Source organism: Streptomyces sp. NPDC041814 (assembly GCF_055590565.1).
In genome coordinates this window covers 771,274-788,968 of sequence record NZ_JBVJAM010000001.1, presented here as the reverse complement: position 1 = coordinate 788,968, position 17,695 = coordinate 771,274, and the positions used below count along the sequence as shown (strand labels likewise).

Sequence of the window (17,695 nt, the reverse complement as noted above, 5' to 3'; positions counted from 1 at the left end):
CGTGGGCCCGGACGCGTATGCCGAAGGCCCCGCTGTCCTGGGGAAAGGACTGCGGGGCCTTCGGGTTCAAGATGAGTGCGTCGCACCCGCGTGGCGAACGCAGGTTCGGTGTGCGGCGCGGGGGCCGGGCAGGAGCGGGGTAGAGGGCCCGCTTGATCCGTTCCGGCGGTGGGATCAGATCGCTCAGCCCTGGAGGGTGGCAGCCTTGGAGGCCAGCGCCGACTTCTTGTTGGCGGCGGCGTTCTTGTGGATGACACCCTTCGAGACGGCCTTGTCCAGCTGACGGGACGCGGCGCGCACGGCGACGGTGGCCTTCTCGACGTCGCCGGCGGCGACGGCCTCGCGGGCCTTGCGGATCGCGGTCTTGAGCGACGACTTGACGGCCTTGTTGCGCAGGCGCGCCTTCTCGTTCGTCTTGTTCCGCTTGATCTGGGACTTGATGTTCGCCACGAAAGAGCCTTTTCAGGTTCGTTGGATCTTCGATGTGTGTCCGTGTGGCCCGAGAGCCACATGGCACAGCTGTCCACGGTAGCAGGAGCGGTCCGACCGGCCCAAACCGGTCGCCGCCCCGCAGGCGTGGGACGATGGAGGCTACGTACAGATCCGCCCCGACCCGAACCGACCCGAGACACGGCGTCCGGCGTCTCAAGAATCAGGACCCTGCGTGCCCGCGACTCCTCTCCACGTGCCCGAGCCGAGCCGTACCGACCCGGCGCTGATCCGCAACTTCTGCATCATCGCGCACATCGACCACGGCAAGTCGACCCTCGCCGACCGGATGCTCCAGCTCACCGGGGTGGTCGACCAGCGGCAGATGCGCGCTCAGTACCTCGACCGGATGGACATCGAGCGCGAGCGCGGTATCACCATCAAGTCCCAGGCGGTCCGGCTGCCCTGGGCGCCGACCACCGGTGAGGGCCAGGGCAGCACCCACGTCCTCAACATGATCGACACGCCGGGCCACGTCGACTTCACCTACGAGGTCTCCCGGTCGCTGGCCGCCTGCGAGGGCACGATCCTGCTGGTCGACGCCGCGCAGGGCATCGAGGCCCAGACCCTGGCCAACCTCTACCTGGCGATGGAGAACGACCTCACCATCGTCCCGGTGCTCAACAAGATCGACCTGCCGGCCGCCCAGCCCGAGAAGTTCTCCGAGGAGCTGGCCCACCTCATCGGCTGCCAGCCGGAGGACGTGCTCAAGGTCTCCGCGAAGACCGGCATGGGCGTGGACGCGCTGCTCGACCGTGTCGTCCGGGACGTCCCGGCACCCGTCGGGAACGCCGACGCGCCCGCCCGCGCGATGATCTTCGACTCGGTCTACGACTCGTACCGGGGCGTCGTCACGTACGTCCGTGTCGTCGACGGCTCGCTGAACAAGCGCGAGCGGATCCGGATGATGTCGACCGGCGCCACCCACGAGCTGCTGGAGATCGGTGTCTCCTCGCCGGAGATGACGCCCTCCGACGGCATCGGCGTCGGCGAGGTCGGCTACATCATCACCGGTGTGAAGGACGTCCGGCAGTCCAAGGTCGGTGACACGATCACCTCGCTGAACAACGGCGCGACCGAGGCGCTGGGCGGCTACAAGGACCCCAAGCCGATGGTGTTCTCCGGGCTCTACCCGCTGGACGGCTCGGACTACCCGGACCTGCGCGAGGCCCTGGACAAGCTCCAGCTCAACGACGCCGCCCTGGTGTACGAGCCGGAGACCTCCGCCGCGCTCGGCTTCGGCTTCCGCGTCGGCTTCCTCGGCCTGCTCCACCTGGACGTGGTCCGCGAGCGGCTGGAGCGCGAGTTCGGCCTCGACCTGATCGCCACCGCGCCCAACGTGGTCTACCGGGTCGAGATGGAGGACGGCAGCGAGCACGTCGTCACCAACCCGAGTGAATTCCCCGAGGGCAAGATCGACAAGGTGCACGAGCCGGTCGTCCGGGCCACGGTCCTGGCGCCCAGCGAGTTCATCGGCGCGATCATGGAGCTGTGCCAGCAGCGCCGCGGCACCCTCCTCGGCATGGACTACCTCTCCGAGGACCGCGTCGAGATCCGCTACACGCTGCCGCTCGCGGAGATCGTCTTCGACTTCTTCGACCAGCTGAAGTCCAAGACCCGGGGCTACGCCTCCCTCGACTACGAGCCCACCGGTGAGCAGTCGGCCCAGCTCGTCAAGGTCGACATCCTGCTGCACGGCGACAAGGTCGACGCGTTCTCCGCGGTCACGCACAAGGACAAGGCGTACGCGTACGGTGTACGCCTCGTCGCCAAGCTGCAGAAGCTCATCCCCCGGCAGAACTTCGAGGTGCCGATCCAGGCGGCCATCGGCTCCCGGGTCATCGCCCGCGAGACCGTCCGCGCCATCCGCAAGGACGTCCTCGCGAAGTGCTACGGCGGCGACATCTCCCGTAAGCGCAAGCTGCTGGAGAAGCAGAAGGAAGGCAAGAAGCGGATGAAGATGGTCGGCAACGTGGAGGTGCCGCAGGACGCGTTCATCTCCGTGCTGTCGACCGACGAGTCCGCCGGGGACGGCAAGGCCAAGAAGTAGTCCTCGCAGGCAGACGAAGGGCCCCCGTGTCGCAGCCGCGCTGCGACACGGGGGCCCTTCGTTATCAAGCGGCGTCCGATTGCCTCTTACGCGGGGCGCGCGGGCGCTCTACCCTGATCACGACTTCTTAGTTACTCGCCAGTTAAGCAAGCGGGATCGCAGCACGCAGACGCAGACAGCAGCAAGCACCACCGCCGCAGGCCCGGAGGATGTCGTGAGCGACACACAGACCATGATCGATAACCGTCCGCCCTCCGTGGCGACCCTCTTCATCGACCGGGTGGCGGCCACCCCGGACGGGGAGGCCTACCGCTACCCCGTGCCCCCGGCCGGCGGCGAGGGCCCCGACGAGTGGAAGTCGCTCAGCTGGGCGCAGGCCGCCGAGCGGGTGTACGCCGTCGCCGCCGGGCTGATCGAGCTCGGCGTGAACCCGGAGGAGCGCGTCGCCCTCGCCTCCTCCACCCGGGTCGAGTGGATCCTCGTGGACCTCGGCGTCATGTGCGCGGGCGCCGCGACCACCACGGTCTACCCCTCCACCAACGCCGAGGAGTCGGCGTTCATCCTCGCCGACTCCGAGAGCCGGGTCCTGATCGCCGAGGACGCCGTCCAGCTGGCCAAGGCCCGCGAGCGCCGCGCCGAGCTCCCGAACCTGGCCCATGTCGTGGTCATCGACGCGGAGGGCGCCGGTCCGGCCGAGGGCGACCCCGAGGGCTGGGTGCTCACCCTGGCCGAGCTGGAGGCCCTGGGCGCCGAGCACCTGGCGAAGAACCCGGAGGCGGTCCGCGAGCGCGTCGACGCCATCACCTCCGACCAGCTGGCGACCCTCATCTACACCTCGGGCACCACAGGCCGCCCCAAGGGCGTACGGCTGCCGCACGACAACTGGTCGTACATGGCCAAGGCCACCGTCTCCACGGGCCTGATCACCAAGGACGACGTCCAGTACCTCTGGCTGCCGCTCGCCCACGTCTTCGGCAAGGTCCTCACCTCCGGGCAGATCGAGGTCGGCCACGTCACCGCCGTCGACGGCCGCGTCGACAAGATCATCGAGAACCTGCCGGTCGTCCAGCCGACCTACATGGCCGCCGTGCCGCGCATCTTCGAGAAGGTCTACAACGGGGTCGCGGCCAAGGCGCGCGCGGGCGGCGGCGCCAAGTACAAGATCTTCCAGTGGGCGGCCGGCGTCGCCCGCGAGTACGCCAGGGTCTCCCAGGACAACTTCCGGCGCACCGGCAAGGCGTCCGTGCCCTTCGCGCTCGGCAGCAAGCACAAGGTCGCCGACGCACTCGTCTTCGCCAAGATCCGCGAGGCGTTCGGTGGCCGGCTCCGCGCCTGTGTCTCCGGCTCCGCCGCGCTCGCCCCCGACATCGGGCTCTTCTTCTCCGGCGCCGGCATCCACATCCTGGAGGGCTACGGCCTCACCGAGTCGAGCGCCGCCTCCTTCGTCAACCCCGGCGAGAGCTACCGCACCGGCACGGTCGGCAAACCGCTGCCCGGCACCGAGGTGCGGATCGCCGACGACGGCGAGATCCTGCTGCGCGGTCCCGGCATCATGCAGGGCTACCAGGGGCTGCCGGAGAAGACCGCCGAGGTGCTGGAGGCCGACGGCTGGTTCCACACCGGCGACATCGGCGAGCTCTCCGTGGACGGCTACCTCCGGATCACCGACCGCAAGAAGGACCTGATCAAGACGTCCGGCGGCAAGTACATCGCGCCCGCCGAGGTCGAGGGCCAGTTCAAGGCGGTGTGCCCGTTCGTCTCCAACATCCTGGTGCACGGCGCGGACCGTAACTTCTGCACCGCGCTGATCGCCCTGGACGAGCCCACCCTCCTCGGCTGGGCCGCCGAGAACGGCATGGAGGGCAAGTCGTACGCGGACGTCGTGGCCTCCCCGAAGACCGTCGAGCTGATCGACGGCTACGTGAAGCGGCTCAACGAGGGCCTTCAGCGCTGGCAGACCATCAAGAAGTTCAGGCTGCTCCCGCGTGACCTCGACATCGAGCATGGCGAGGTCACGCCCAGCCTCAAGCTGAAGCGGCCGGTGGTCGAGCGCGCCTACAAGGACCTGATCGAGGAGATGTACGCGGGCTCCCGCGAAGCCTGACCGGCGCCCGCGCCGCCTCCGTACGCCCCTCGAAAGCCCCCCGCGCACTCCGGCGCGGGGGGTCGGCGCGTTCTCACCGCAACGTCTTGACCACCCACTTCGGTAACTCGGCGCGTATGTGAAGGACCGATCTGTCACTCTGTCCGTGTCGTCAGCGGCGCACCACGGAGAAACAGGCAGAGCGAGAACAGGTCAGGAGCCGCCCTGTGGGGTCCATTCCCTTGCAGCGGGACATCGTGCAGCGTCCCGGAACCACCGCCGCCACAGGCACACAGCCGGTCGCCCGGACCAGCCTGCCCGGCAACCTCCTCGCGCCCGCGGCGGCCCGGCGGTTCGTCACCGCCGCGCTGGACGAGTGGACCGGGCTCGGCCTGCCCGCCGCGGTCGGGTTCAGCGAGCGGCTGTCCGAGGACGCCGCGATGATCGTCAGCGAGCTGGTGACCAACGCCGTCGTCCACGCGGGCACCGCCGTCGAACTGCTCTTCCGGCTGGAGGAGGCCACCGAGGACGAGGAGGCCGCCCTGGTCCTGGAGGTCTCCGACCACCACCCCGGCCGCACGGTGCGCGGCGACCACGCGCACAGCTCCGAGGGCGTGGGCGAGCCCGCCGACTACGGGCGCGGCCTGGACATCGTCGCCGCCCTCTCCGAACGCTGGGGCATCACCTACCGCACCGGTACGAAGACCATCTGGGCCCGGCTCCCCGTGGACGACTGGAATCCGTTCCCGGAGGGGCGCGGCGGGACCGGGCTTGACCGCGGGCTGCGCGCCGCGGAGCTGCTCGCCCCCACCGCCCGGCGCGCCGCCCGCGACGACGGGGACTGGGCCGGGCGCGGCGCGCTCTCCTTCCTCGCCGAGGCGTCCGACCTGCTGGCCGGGCAGCTGGACGAGGACATCGTGGCGGCCCTCGCCGGACAGTTACTCGTTCCCCGCCTCGCCGACTGGTGCGCGATCTGGCTGGAGCCCGAGAGCGGCGGCCCCGCGGCCGTCCCCCGCCTCGCCAAGGTCTGGCACGTGGACGAGGAGCGGACCGGGACGCTGCGCGCCCTGCTGGAGGGCGACCCGCTGCGGCTGCCCGAGCGGGTGGGCAGCGGTGCCGTCTCCATGCCGTGGCCCGGCAGCGGGGAGGACGGCGAGCCGTCGGACGAGGAGGAGGGCGTCGCCTTCGCCTACCGGATCACTTCGGGCGGCCGCCCCCTCGGGGCCGTGCTCATGGGCCGTGAGTCCACCGACCGGCTGCCCGATGAGCTGACGGCCCTCATCGAGGACTTCGTGCGCCGGGTCGGCCTCGCCGTGGGCGCAGCCCGCGCCTACACCCGGCAGGCCACCATCAGCCGTATCCTCCAGCGCGGACTGCTGCCCAGCAAGGTCGCCGAGATACCGGGTGTGGCCAGCTCCCTCGTCTACGAACCGAGCGACGACGGCGTCGTCGGCGGTGACTTCTACGACATCTTCCCGTGCCCCGGCGACCGCTGGTGCTTCGTCCTCGGCGACGTCCAGGGCAGCGGCCCCGAGGCCGCCGTCGTCACCGGCCTCGCCCGCCCCTGGCTGCGGCTGCTGGCCCGCGAGGGCTTCCAGGCCGACGAGGTCCTGGTCCGGCTCAACCGGCTGCTCCTGGACGACGCCATGGAGGCCGCCGAGGCCGCCGCGCTCATGGTCGCCGCCGCCGGGGGCCAGCACTCCGCGGACAACGGCGGGCAGTCCCGCTTCCTGTCCCTGCTGTACGGGGAGCTGGTGCCGCTGCCCGGCGGCGGCGCCCGGTGCACCCTGGCCAGCGCCGGGCACCCGCTGCCGCTGCTGCTGCGCCCGGACGGCACCGTGCGGCCGGCCGCCGAGCCGCAGCTGCTGCTGGGGCTGATGGACGACGCCGTCTACGAGACCCAGAGCTTCGACCTGGCGCCCGGCGACAGCCTGCTCTGCGTGACCGACGGGGTCACGGAGCGGCGCTCGGGCGCCCTGATGTTCGATGACGGGGACGGGCTGGCCAAGGCGCTCTCCGGGTGCGCGGGGCTGAACGCGGAGGAGATCGCGGAGCGCATCAAGCACGCCGTGCACGACTTCGCCGAGCGCCCGCCGGACGACGACCTGGCTCTGCTGGTGCTCCAGGCCGAGTAGCGACCGTCCGGGGCATGGCGTCCGTTCCCCGGGCGGCGCGCGACAATGGACGGTATGCCTTCCGTACTGCCCGATGGTGAACCCGTGCCCGACGACGGGGCGCTGCCCCGCCATGCGCTGGAAGGCGCAGCCGGCCGCCCGCTCGGCTTCTACCTGCACGTGCCGTACTGCGCGACCCGCTGCGGCTACTGCGACTTCAACACCTACACCGCGACCGAGCTGCGCGGCTCCGGCGGTGCGCTGGCCTCCCGCGACAACTACGCCTCGCACCTGACCGGCGAGGTCCGTCAGGCCCGCAAGGTCCTCGGCGACGACCCGCGCCCGGTCCGCACGGTCTTCGTCGGGGGCGGTACGCCGACCCTCCTGGCCGCCGCTGACCTGGTCCGGATGCTGGCGGCGATCCGCGAGGAGTTCGGGCTCGCCGACGACGCCGAGATCACCACCGAGGCCAATCCGGAGTCCGTCGACCCCGCCTACCTGGCCGAGCTGCGCGAGGGCGGCTTCAACCGGATCTCCTTCGGCATGCAGAGCGCCCGGCAGCACGTCCTGAAGATCCTCGACCGCACCCACACCCCGGGCCGGCCCGAGGCCTGCGTGGCCGAGGCGCGGGCGGCCGGCTTCGAGCACATCAACCTGGACCTGATCTACGGCACCCCCGGCGAGTCCGACGACGACTGGCGCGCGTCCCTGGACGCGGCCATCGGCGCCGGGCCCGACCACGTCTCCGCCTACGCGCTGATCGTGGAGGAGGGCACCGGCCTCGCCCGTCGCATCAAGCGCGGCGAGATCCCGATGACCGACGACGACGCGCACGCCGACCGCTACCTCATCGCGGACGAGGCGATGGCCGCCGCCGGCTACTCCTGGTACGAGGTGTCGAACTGGGCCCGCACCCCCGAGGGCCGCTGCCTGCACAACGAGCTGTACTGGCGGGGCGCCGACTGGTGGGGTGCCGGCCCGGGGGCGCACAGCCACGTTGGAGGCGTGCGCTGGTGGAACGTGAAGCATCCCGGGGCGTACGCACAGGCGCTCGCCGAGGGGCGGTCTCCGGGGGCCGGGCGCGAGATCCTGTCCGCCGAGGACCGCCGCGTCGAGCGCATCCTGCTGGAACTGCGTCTCGTGGACGGCTGCCCGCTCTCCCTGCTGGCCCCCGCCGGCCTCGCGGCGGCCCGCCGGGCGGTGGACGACGGACTCCTGGAACCGGCGCCGTTCGCCGACGGGCGGGCCGTGCTGACGCTGCGCGGGCGGCTGCTGGCCGACGCGGTGGTGCGCGACCTGGTCGACTGAGCGCGGCGCGCGCCCGGGGGCGTACGAAGCCCAAGCCGCACGCCCCCGGGCACGCGGGGCTCACTTCAGCGGGCAGCCCGCCGGTGTCAGCGCCCGGGCCCCCGCCGCCCGGCCGCAGATGACGCGGGCGTGACTCCGGCCGTCCGGGTAGGTGATCTGCACGATGTCCAGACCGTGGCCCGCCTGGGCCTCGTACGGGATGAAGCCGCGGAAGGTGACCGTCCCCGTGGGCATCGTCCGCAGGTTCACCGCGTACAGGTTCGCCCAGGTCTCCGCCGCGCTGTTCACCGCGTCGCCATGGCTCGCCGCGTCGTACAGCGCGGCCGTGGCGCTGTACGACATGACCGACTGGCCGCTCGCGAAGAGCGGGTCCTCGTACGGTTTCGACTCCGGCAGGCGGGGAAGCGTCACGCCCTCGGGCAGCAGCTTCCCGAGCGCCCGGTGCGACTCCTCGTAGAAGCCGTCGGCGCGGCCGCGGCCCATCGGGGCGAGGGCCGAGTGGTAGAGCGTGACGTTCTTCGTGGTGTCCGTGCTGGCGTCGAGCCGGGCCTTGGTCAGGTCGTCGCCCGTGAAGACGGTGATGGGGCGGCGCGAACAGCTGTGGGCGAGCCGGCTCATCAGGTTGGCGACGTCCTCGACCCGGCCCGCGAAGTACAGCGCGTCCGGCGCCGGGTCCGCCGCGCAGATCCGCTGCACCGGCCGGTCCAGGTCGGCGCTGCTGCGGCGGCCGAGGTCGTACTCCTCCGCATCCGCCAGCTCGAAGCCCGAATCCTCCAGCATCGCGCTGCCCACCTTGCGCTGCTCCAGCGTGTAGCGGTCCTTGTCGTTGTTGCCGAGCTTGCGCGACAGGACCAGGGCCCGGGGCTTGTGTCCGCTGCGCGCCCTGGCGGCCACCTGCCTCGCGACGAGGCCGAGCGCGTCCGCCTGCTCCTGGTCGGTGGCCGCCAATCCGAAGTAGTTGGAGTAGTCCGTCGCCAGATAGCCGCCCGAGTTGGTGGTGTCCACCACGGGCAGGCCCGCCTGCTGGAGGAGAGCGGTGGCCTTCGGGCTGTCGGTGGTGTCACGGCCGAGCCCGACCACGCCGACGACCGAGGGATCTCTTTCGGCCACCTCGATGATCTTCTTCACCGCGGGTATCTGCTGGAGCATGTCCTGCCCGCCGTTGGCGGTCAGCACCCGCAGCTTCACGGAGAAGTCCAGCGTGTTGGTGTGGTGCTGGTAGAGGTAGACACCGGTCAGCTCTTCCAGGGCCTTGCGGGTGCGCTCCGGGGACGGGGCGGTGAACGGACCCGCGTAGATCAGCGTGACGTACTTGTCGCCCGGCTCGATCGAGTCGTTCTCCTCGGACACCGCCCGCTCGATCCGGTCGAAGGTGACCCCCGCCCCGGCCCCGTCCAGCTCCAGGCCGTTGCCCTCCGCGAAGCGCACCCGGGTGGACGTCGCCACGCCGATGCACTCCTTGTCCCCGCCGCCCGGCCCCGCCAGCCGCACCGAGTCCGTGTCGACGTCCGTGAGCGGACCGTGACAGTAACGGTTCGCCAGGTGGTTGCTCAGCAGCATCGTGCCCAGCAGCGCGCCGGCCACCAGGCAGGCGACCGTCGTCCGGGACATCACCCACCACACCCACGTCCTGCGCACCCGCTGCGTGGACAGCTGCGCGTGCGCGTGCTCATGGGTCAGCTGGGCCGTCGACAGCGGCAGCCGCAGCACCCACGCGGGCGTGGCCGTGCCCGAGGGCGACTGGCCCACGCTGAGATGGCCCACCCAGTCCTCGTACCGGGCCCGCGCCGCACCCGTGTGCACAGGAGGCGGGTCGGGCGGCAGCGGCGGGGTGTGCCGCAGGATCTCGGCCGCCGGCAGCGAGGCGAGGAGCAGCAGCGGATCGACCTCGCTGCGCCGCGAGCGGACGTTGTTGACGGCGTTGATCAGCTGGATGCCGCCGTTGCTCTGGACGGCCCTCGGCAGGAAGACCACCGGCGGCACGGTGCGCTTGCCGCGCCGCCAGTCCGGCGCGTGCGGCCGGTAGTTGTTGCGCAGGTCCTCCAGCAGCGCCTGGACCCTCAGCTCCAGGTGGAACTGGCGGGACCGCTCGTCGCCCGCCGCCGCGTCGGCCACCCGCCCCGCGACCACCGCGGCGCGCGCCCGGATCACCCGCCACGAACCGCTGGGCGAGAGCCGGGACCAGCCGTCCGAGGGATAGCCGGTACTGGCGGCGGCCAATGACGACGTGGTGGCGAACCACTTGCTGGCCCGGCGCAGCCACAGCAGCGGCGGCGCCGACGTCGTCACCAGCCGGACCGCCGCGAGCCCGAGGACCGCGCCCACGGCCACCAGCGTGGTCGGCAGCCAGCCGATCTCACCCAGCAGCACACCCAGGACCGCGATGACCACGGCCCCCACGAAGGTCTCCGGCCGCACCGACTCGCGCAGCGCCGTCCACCAGGTGCCCCGGCCGCGCCGTCCGGCCCGCCAGCGCAGCGCGCTCAGCTCCTCCAGGATCCGCTCGTCCCGGCGGTCCCGGGAACAGCCCGGCTCCGGGGCCCGCAGCACGGACTCGGTGGCCTGCTCGATGGCGCCGAGCAGCCGGGACCGGGGGAAGGTGAACGGCTTGTACTGCGATCCGCCCCGGGTCTCCCACGGCCTCTCGGTCAGCGTGCGGACCATGTCGAGCGCCGCGTCGTACGGGGAGTCGCCGTGCCCGTCGAGCAGCCTCAGGGGGACGCGGCGCGGCTGGTTGGCCCGGTGGACCTGGCGCACGATCTGCTCGACCCGGGCGTCCACGTCGGCCGGTACGTCGGCGTCGGCGGCCTGGAGGACCACCAGGGGCATCACGGGCCGGTTGGCGCGGTAGCCGTCGATGAGCTGCTGCACGAAGTGGAAGACGGCGGAGGCCGCCTCGTTCTCCGCAGTGTCCCGCCAGACCTCGCGTGCCATCGCCCCCGTGCCTTCCCTCGCGAAAAGAGCCTGGCCCCCTCAATAACCGATGATGTGTGCGAGGCGCAGGCGGTTGTCCGGATTGGTGCCGGATCGACGGGAAGGCGCGCCGGACATCAGTCCGGAAGGGTGACGAAATCGATCAATTCCTCGACGCGGCCCAGGAGTTCGGGCTGAAGGTCCCGGTAGGAGCGGACCGAGGACAGGATGCGCTGCCACGCCGCTCCGGTGTTCTCCGGCCACCCCAGCGCCCGGCACACGCCCGTCTTCCAGTCCTGCCCGCGCGGCACCACCGGCCACCCGGCGATCCCCACCGACGCCGGCTTCACGGCCTCCCACACGTCGATGTACGGGTGCCCGACCACCAGCACGTCGCCGTCCGACACCTGGGCCGCGATCCGGGACTCCTTGGAACCGGGCACCAGATGGTCGACCAGCACCCCGAGGCGGGCGTCCGGCGCGGGCGCGAACTCCCGGACGATCGCCGGCAGGTCGTCGATGCCCTCCAGGTACTCCACGACCACGCCCTCGATGCGCAGGTCGTCGCCCCAGACCCGCTCGACCAGCTCCGCGTCGTGCCGCCCCTCCACGTAGATCCGCCCGGCCCGCGCCACCCGCGCCCGCGCCCCGGGCACCGCCACCGAACCGGAGGCCGTACGCGTGGGCCGCACCGGGCCCCCGGCCGACGGGCGGACCAGCGTGACGACCCGGCCGTCGAGCAGGAAGCCGCGCGGCGTCATCGGGAAGACCCGGTGCTTGCCGAACCGGTCCTCCAGGGTCACCGTCGGCCCCTCGGCGGTCTTCTCGCACCGGATGACCGCGCCGCAGAAACCGGTGACGGCCTCCTCCACGACCAGATCGGTCTCGGCGGGCACCTCCGGGGCGGGGGCGGACTTCTTCCACGGCGGGGTCAGATCGGGCTGGTAGCTGCGCATCGCACGACGATAAGCGGGGAAGACCCACGACACGCCGAACCGGGTGGCCGTCCGGCCGCCCCTCTTCCCGGCCGGGACGCGGTCGGACCCCACCGCCCCCACGACGCGCTACGACACCCCGAACCGCCCCGCCAGCGCCTCCCGCTGGGCCCGGACGAAGGCCGCGTCCACCACCGCCCCGTGCCCCGGCACGTACAGCGCGTCGTCCCCGCCCAGCTCCAGCAGCCGGTCCAGCGCGGCCGGCCAGCGCGCCGGAGCGGCGTCCGGGCCCGCCTGCGGCTCGCCCGACTCCTCGACCAGGTCCCCGCAGAACACCAGCGCCGGGGAGCCCGGGACCAGCACCGCCAGGTCGTGGCCGCTGTGCGCCGCGCCCATGTTCACCAGGACCGCCTCCCGGCCGCCGCCCAGATCCACCGTCAGCTCCCCGCGCACCTCGTGGCGCGGGGCCACCAGCAGATCGGCGGACCCGGCCGCGTCCGCCTCGGGCAGCCCCTGCGCCACCGCGTCCGCGTACAGCTCGGCGGCCCCGCGCCGCAGCAGCTCCGCCGTGCCCTCGGAGCCGTACACCTGTGCCCCGGCGAACGCGGCCGTGCCCAGCACATGGTCGAAATGGGGGTGGCTGAGTGCGATGTGCGTCACCCTCCGGCCGAGCAGCGCCTCGGCCTGGGTGCGCAGTTCCACCCCCTCGCGCAGTGACGAACCGGTGTCGCAGAGCAGCGCGCCGTGCGGGCCCGCCACCAGCAGGGCCGTCGCGTCCCAGACCGGAAGGCGCCGGCGGCCGGTTCCGTGACCCAGCCGCTCCCATCCGAAGTCTTCCCAAGAGACATCCATGCGGCGACGCTATCGGCAGCGACCTGCGCGGTCGGGTGGCACCGTGGCCGGTCGCCCTTGCTAGGGCACCACCCCGTCGCCGTACACTGGCCGGGGATCGCTGGCACTCGTACGCACAGAGTGCCAGGAGGAATCCCGGGAACGGCCCGGGAGCCACCGACGTGGAGAGCTGGAGGTGTGCGCGCGATGCTCAGCGAACGCAGACTCGAAGTGCTGCGCGCGATCGTCCAGGACTACGTCGGGACCGAGGAGCCCGTCGGCTCCAAGGCGCTCACGGAGCGGCACAAGCTGGGGGTCTCCCCGGCGACCGTCCGCAACGACATGGCGGTGCTGGAGGAGGAGGGCTTCATCGCCCAGCCGCACACCAGCGCCGGGCGTATCCCGACGGACAAGGGCTACCGGCTCTTCGTGGACAAGCTGGCGGGCGTCAAGCCCCTCTCCTCGCCCGAGCGCCGCGCCATTCAGAACTTCCTCGACGGCGCGGTCGACCTGGACGACGTCGTGGGCCGCACCGTGCGGCTGCTCGCGCAGCTGACCCGGCAGGTCGCCGTCGTGCAGTACCCCTCGCTGACCCGTTCGACGGTGCGGCACGTGGAGCTGCTGTCCCTGGCCCCGGCGCGGCTGATGCTCGTGCTGATCACGGACACCGGCCGGGTCGAGCAGCGGCTGGTGGACTGCCCGGCGCCGTTCGGCGAGACCTCGCTCGCCGATCTGCGGGCCCGGCTCAACAGCCGGGTGGTGGGGCGCCGGTTCGCCGATGTCCCGCAGTTGGTGCAGGACCTGCCGGAATCCTTCGAGAGCGAGGACCGGGGAACCGTGTCCACCGTCCTCTCGATCCTGCTCGAAACCCTCGTCGAGGAGACGGAGGAGCGGCTGATGATCGGCGGCACCTCCAACCTCACCCGCTTCGGACACGACTTCCCTGTGATGATCCGGCCGGTGCTCGAAGCACTGGAGGAGCAGGTCGTGCTGCTGAAGCTGCTCGGCGAGGCCAAGGACTCGGGCATGACCGTACGCATCGGGCACGAGAACGCCCACGAGGGGCTCAACTCCACGTCCGTCGTCGCGGTCGGCTACGGTTCGGGCGACGAGGCAGTCGCCAAACTCGGCGTGGTCGGACCGACCCGCATGGACTACCCCGGAACGATGGGAGCGGTACGCGCAGTGGCACGTTACGTCGGACAGATCCTGGCGGAGTCGTAAGTGGCCACGGACTACTACGCCGTACTCGGCGTGCGCCGCGACGCTTCCCAGGACGAGATCAAGAAGGCATTCCGGAGGCTCGCCCGCGAGCTGCACCCGGACGTCAACCCCGATCCGAAGACCCAGGAGCGGTTCAAGGAGATCAACGCCGCTTACGAGGTCCTGTCGGACGCGCAGAAGAAGCAGGTCTACGACCTCGGCGGGGACCCGCTCTCGCAGTCCGGCGGCGCCGGCGCGGGCGGCTTCGGCCAGGGCGGCTTCGGCAACTTCTCCGACATCATGGACGCGTTCTTCGGTACGTCGTCGCAGCGCGGGCCCCGTTCGCGCACCCGGCGCGGCCAGGACGCCATGATCCGGCTGGAGATCGACCTCACCGAGGCGGCCTTCGGCACCACCAAGGACATCCAGGTCGACACCGCCGTCGTCTGCACCACGTGCAGCGGCGAGGGCGCGGCCCCCGGCACCTCGGCGCAGACCTGCGACATGTGCCGCGGCCGCGGTGAGGTCTCCCAGGTCACCCGGTCCTTCCTCGGCCAGGTCATGACCTCGCGGCCCTGCCCCCAGTGCCAGGGCTTCGGTACGGTCGTGCCGACCCCGTGCCCGGAGTGCGCCGGCGACGGCCGCATCCGCTCGCGGCGCACGCTGACCGTGAAGATCCCCGCCGGTGTCGACAACGGCACCCGCATCCAGCTCGCGGGCGAGGGCGAGGTCGGCCCGGGCGGCGGCCCCGCCGGGGACCTCTACGTCGAGATCCACGAGCTGCCGCACGCGGTGTTCCAGCGCCGCGGCGACGACCTGCACTGCACGGTGACCATCCCCATGACGGCGGCGTCCCTCGGCACCAAGGTGCCGCTGGAGACGCTGGACGGCCTGGAGGAGGTCGACATCCGGCCGGGTACCCAGTCAGGCCAGTCCGTCCCGCTGCACGGGCGCGGCATCACCCACCTGCGGGGCGGCGGACGCGGCGACCTCATCGTGCACGTCGAGGTGACCACCCCGGTCAAGCTCGACCCCGAGCAGGAACGCCTGCTGCGCGAACTGGCCAAGCTGCGCGGCGAGGAGCGGCCCACCGGGCAGTTCCAGCCGGGCCAGCAGGGCCTGTTCTCCCGCCTGAAGGACGCCTTCAACGGCCGCTGACGGCTCGCGCACACGGTACGGACCCGGGCTCCGGGTCCGTACCGCGCTCCGCCCGGCCCCGTCGCGGGGCGGGCATCACGGGACAGGCAGGACATGACACGATGCGGTCATGCCCTCCGCGCTGACCGCTCTCTGCCGGTATCCCCTCGTGCAGGCCCCCATGGCCGGCGGTCCGTCCTGCCCGCAGCTCGCCGCCGCCGTCTCCGAGGCCGGCGCGCTCGGCTTCCTGGCCGCCGGCTACAAGACGGCGGACGCCCTGCGCGACGAGATCCGGCAGGTGCGCGCCCTGACCGGGCAGCCCTTCGGCGTCAACCTCTTCATGCCGCAGTGCGAACCGGCGGACCCCGCCGCGCTGGCGGACTACCGCCGTCGGCTCGCGAGCGAGGCCACCGGTTACGAGACCGCCCTCGGCGACCCGGACGTCCCCGGCGACGACGGCTACGAGGACAAGCTCGCCGTGCTCCTCGACGCCCCGGTCCCGGTCGTCTCCTTCACCTTCGGCTGCCCCTCGCGCGACACGCTCGACGCCTTCGCGGCCGCCGGTACGTACACCGTCGTCACCGTCACCTCGCCGGAGGAGGCCCAGGCCGCCGAGTGGGCCGGGGCCGACGCCGTCTGCGCCCAGGGCACCGAGGCGGGCGGCCACCGCTCCACGTTCCACGACGACCCGGCGACCGAGGACGGCGGGACCGGGCTGCTGAGCCTGGTCGCCCAGGTCCGCGAGACCGTGCAGATACCAGTCGTGGCCGCCGGGGGCCTGATGCGCGGCGCCCAGATCGCCGCCGTCCTCGCGGCGGGCGCCGACGCCGCCCAGCTCGGCACCGCCTTCCTGGCCTGCCCGGAGTCCGGCGCCCACGTCCTGCACAAACAGGCCCTGACCAACCCGCTGTTCGTCCGGACCACCCTGACCAGGGCCTTCTCCGGGCGCCCGGCCCGCGGCCTGGTCAACCGCTTCGTGCGCGAGCACGGCCCGTACGCCCCCGCCGCCTACCCCCAGGTCCACCACATGACCTCCGTGCTGCGCAAGGCCGCCGCCCGCGTCGGGGACGCCCAGGGCATGGCGCTCTGGGCGGGGCAGGGCCACCGCATGGCCCGCGAGCTGCCCGCCGGCCGGCTGGTCCGGCTGCTCGCCGAGGAACTGGACGCCGCACGGACGGCAGTGAGCACAAGGAGCGCACAGTGACGGCACCCGTCTTCGTCGTCGGACACCTGCCGGACGCACCCGAGTTCGTCCTCGACGGGCCCGAGGGACGCCATGCCGTCTCCGTGAAGCGCCTGCGCAGCGGCGAGGAGGTGGTCCTCACGGACGGCCGCGGCCGGTGGGCCCAGGGGGTCGTGCGCGCCGCCGAGGGCAAGGACCGGCTGGTCGTCGGCGACCTGGCCGAGGTCCACGAGGAGCCGCGCCCCGCGCTGCGGATCACCGTCGTCCAGGCCCTGCCCAAGGGGGACCGGGGCGAGGTCGCGGTGGAGACGATGACGGAGACCGGCGTCGACGCGGTCGTCCCGTGGCAGGCGGCGCGCTGCATCACCCAGTGGAAGGGCGACCGCGGCCTCAAGTCCCTGGCCAAATGGCGTGCCACGGCCCGGGAGGCCGGCAAGCAGTCGCGCCGGGTGCTCTTCCCGGACGTGGCGGACCTGGCCACCACCAAGCAGGTCGCGGGCCTGCTGGCCGCGGCGGACTTCGCGGCCGTGCTGCACGAGGACCGCGACTACCCGAGCGAACCGCTGGCCACCGCCGCCCTGCCCGACGAGGGCGAGATCGTGCTGGTCGTCGGCCCCGAGGGCGGTGTGTCGCCGGACGAGCTGACCGCGTTCGCCGACGCCGGGGCCCGCACCTGCCGCCTCGGCCCCACGGTCCTGCGCACCTCGACGGCGGGCACCGCGGCCACCGCGCTGCTCCTGGGACGCACGGGGCGCTGGTCGTAAACCGTCCCCGATGGGGTGGTTGTGCCCGGAAGCGGTCTACCGCGTCGTCAGACGGGGTGGGAAGCTGCCCGTATGGGGACATCAAGGGCACGGGGCCATCATGCGGCCCGTCGTTTTCCGGCCGCGCTCTGCCTCGCCGCGGCCGCCGTCGCCGGGCTCACCGCCTGTGAACCGGGCGACGCCACCGGCGCGTTGAACACCGCGTCCGTCGCCTTCACCACGGACCGGACCGCCACCCGCGCCCTGGAGCACGAGGGCGTCCAGGTGCGCTGGCTGACCTGCACGGCCGCCCTCGACGGAGGCGGCGCCGCCCGCTCGACGGCGCCCACCGCCACGCGCCGGGCGGCCGAGGTCCACTGCGACGGCAAGACGAGGTCCGGCGGCGACATCGCGCTGGACGGGCAGGTGACCTACGCGGTCGAAGGCCGGTGCGTACGCGGCGACATGACCGCCAGGACCGGTGGGCGCGCCGTCTTCCGGGCCACCCTGCTCGGCGACTGCACCGCCGCCCCGGCCACGACCGCGCCGCCCGCCGGAGCCCCGGGCCCGGGCAACGGCCCGACGGCCACCGTGACGGTGACCGTCACCGCTTATGCCGGCAAGTAGCGTCGCGACCGCGGCGGTTGACGGGCGACCCGGTGCGCAGGCCCCCGGGGGCACCGGCGCCGGCGCATGACGTACTCCG

Annotated in this window: 13 protein-coding genes; 9 read left to right on the top strand and 4 right to left on the bottom strand. The window is 72.4% G+C overall.

Going from position 1 to position 17,695, the window contains the following annotated elements; genetic code table 11:
• Positions 1 to 183: 183 nt before the first annotated feature.
• Positions 184 to 450, bottom strand: coding sequence for a 30S ribosomal protein S20 (rpsT, locus tag ACZ6C6_RS03575; protein WP_018103239.1), 267 nt, complete (start codon positions 448 to 450; stop codon positions 184 to 186).
• A gap of 214 nt (positions 451 to 664) precedes the next feature.
• Here rpsT and lepA point away from each other — a divergent pair, with 214 nt between their 5' ends.
• The 4 genes from lepA to hemW all read left to right on the top strand — a co-directional run bounded on the left by lepA (position 665) and on the right by hemW (position 8,044).
• The gene (gene lepA / locus ACZ6C6_RS03570) at positions 665 to 2,539 is read left to right on the top strand and encodes a translation elongation factor 4 (RefSeq protein WP_026171536.1); all 1,875 of its coding nucleotides are present in this window, start codon (positions 665 to 667) and stop codon (positions 2,537 to 2,539) included.
• A gap of 214 nt (positions 2,540 to 2,753) precedes the next feature.
• Entirely contained in the window at positions 2,754 to 4,643 is a 1,890-nt protein-coding gene (locus ACZ6C6_RS03565) for an AMP-dependent synthetase/ligase (RefSeq protein ID WP_469198656.1), read from the top strand.
• 221 nt (positions 4,644 to 4,864) lie between these two features.
• Entirely contained in the window at positions 4,865 to 6,757 is a 1,893-nt protein-coding gene (locus ACZ6C6_RS03560) for a SpoIIE family protein phosphatase (protein WP_469199315.1), read from the top strand.
• 54 nt (positions 6,758 to 6,811) lie between these two features.
• Positions 6,812 to 8,044: a radical SAM family heme chaperone HemW gene (gene hemW / locus ACZ6C6_RS03555; RefSeq protein WP_469198654.1), complete on the top strand. Its 1,233-nt coding sequence runs from the start codon at positions 6,812 to 6,814 to the stop codon at positions 8,042 to 8,044.
• 60 nt (positions 8,045 to 8,104) lie between these two features.
• On the opposite strand, the gene ACZ6C6_RS03550 is transcribed toward hemW, so the two are convergent.
• From ACZ6C6_RS03550 to ACZ6C6_RS03540, 3 genes are all read right to left on the bottom strand, one after another.
• Positions 8,105 to 10,978 carry a hypothetical protein gene (locus ACZ6C6_RS03550; protein WP_469198652.1) on the bottom strand — a complete coding sequence of 958 codons (2,874 nt, stop codon included), beginning with the start codon at positions 10,976 to 10,978 and terminating at the stop codon, positions 8,105 to 8,107.
• A gap of 116 nt (positions 10,979 to 11,094) precedes the next feature.
• The gene (locus ACZ6C6_RS03545) at positions 11,095 to 11,913 is read right to left on the bottom strand and encodes a DUF3097 domain-containing protein (protein ID WP_469198650.1); all 819 of its coding nucleotides are present in this window, start codon (positions 11,911 to 11,913) and stop codon (positions 11,095 to 11,097) included.
• Between the two features lie 108 nt (positions 11,914 to 12,021).
• On the bottom strand, positions 12,022 to 12,744 hold the full coding sequence (locus ACZ6C6_RS03540; RefSeq protein ID WP_469198648.1) for an MBL fold metallo-hydrolase: 723 nt from the start codon (positions 12,742 to 12,744) through the stop codon (positions 12,022 to 12,024).
• Positions 12,745 to 12,930: 186 nt separating this feature from the next.
• Here ACZ6C6_RS03540 and hrcA point away from each other — a divergent pair, with 186 nt between their 5' ends.
• The 5 genes from hrcA (at position 12,931) to ACZ6C6_RS03515 (ending at position 17,616) form a co-directional block, all read left to right on the top strand.
• Positions 12,931 to 13,947: a heat-inducible transcriptional repressor HrcA gene (gene hrcA / locus ACZ6C6_RS03535; protein ID WP_018103247.1), complete on the top strand. Its 1,017-nt coding sequence runs from the start codon at positions 12,931 to 12,933 to the stop codon at positions 13,945 to 13,947.
• The gene (dnaJ, locus tag ACZ6C6_RS03530) at positions 13,948 to 15,084 is read left to right on the top strand and encodes a molecular chaperone DnaJ (RefSeq protein WP_469198646.1); all 1,137 of its coding nucleotides are present in this window, start codon (positions 13,948 to 13,950) and stop codon (positions 15,082 to 15,084) included.
• 109 nt (positions 15,085 to 15,193) lie between these two features.
• Positions 15,194 to 16,267: a nitronate monooxygenase gene (locus ACZ6C6_RS03525; RefSeq protein WP_469198644.1), complete on the top strand. Its 1,074-nt coding sequence runs from the start codon at positions 15,194 to 15,196 to the stop codon at positions 16,265 to 16,267.
• Positions 16,264 to 17,010, top strand: coding sequence for a 16S rRNA (uracil(1498)-N(3))-methyltransferase (locus ACZ6C6_RS03520; RefSeq protein ID WP_469198642.1), 747 nt, complete (start codon positions 16,264 to 16,266; stop codon positions 17,008 to 17,010). Before ACZ6C6_RS03525 ends, ACZ6C6_RS03520 begins: the two co-directional genes overlap by 4 nt.
• Before the next feature lie 72 nt (positions 17,011 to 17,082).
• On the top strand, positions 17,083 to 17,616 hold the full coding sequence (locus ACZ6C6_RS03515; RefSeq protein WP_469198640.1) for a hypothetical protein: 534 nt from the start codon (positions 17,083 to 17,085) through the stop codon (positions 17,614 to 17,616).
• Positions 17,617 to 17,695 lie beyond the last annotated feature (79 nt).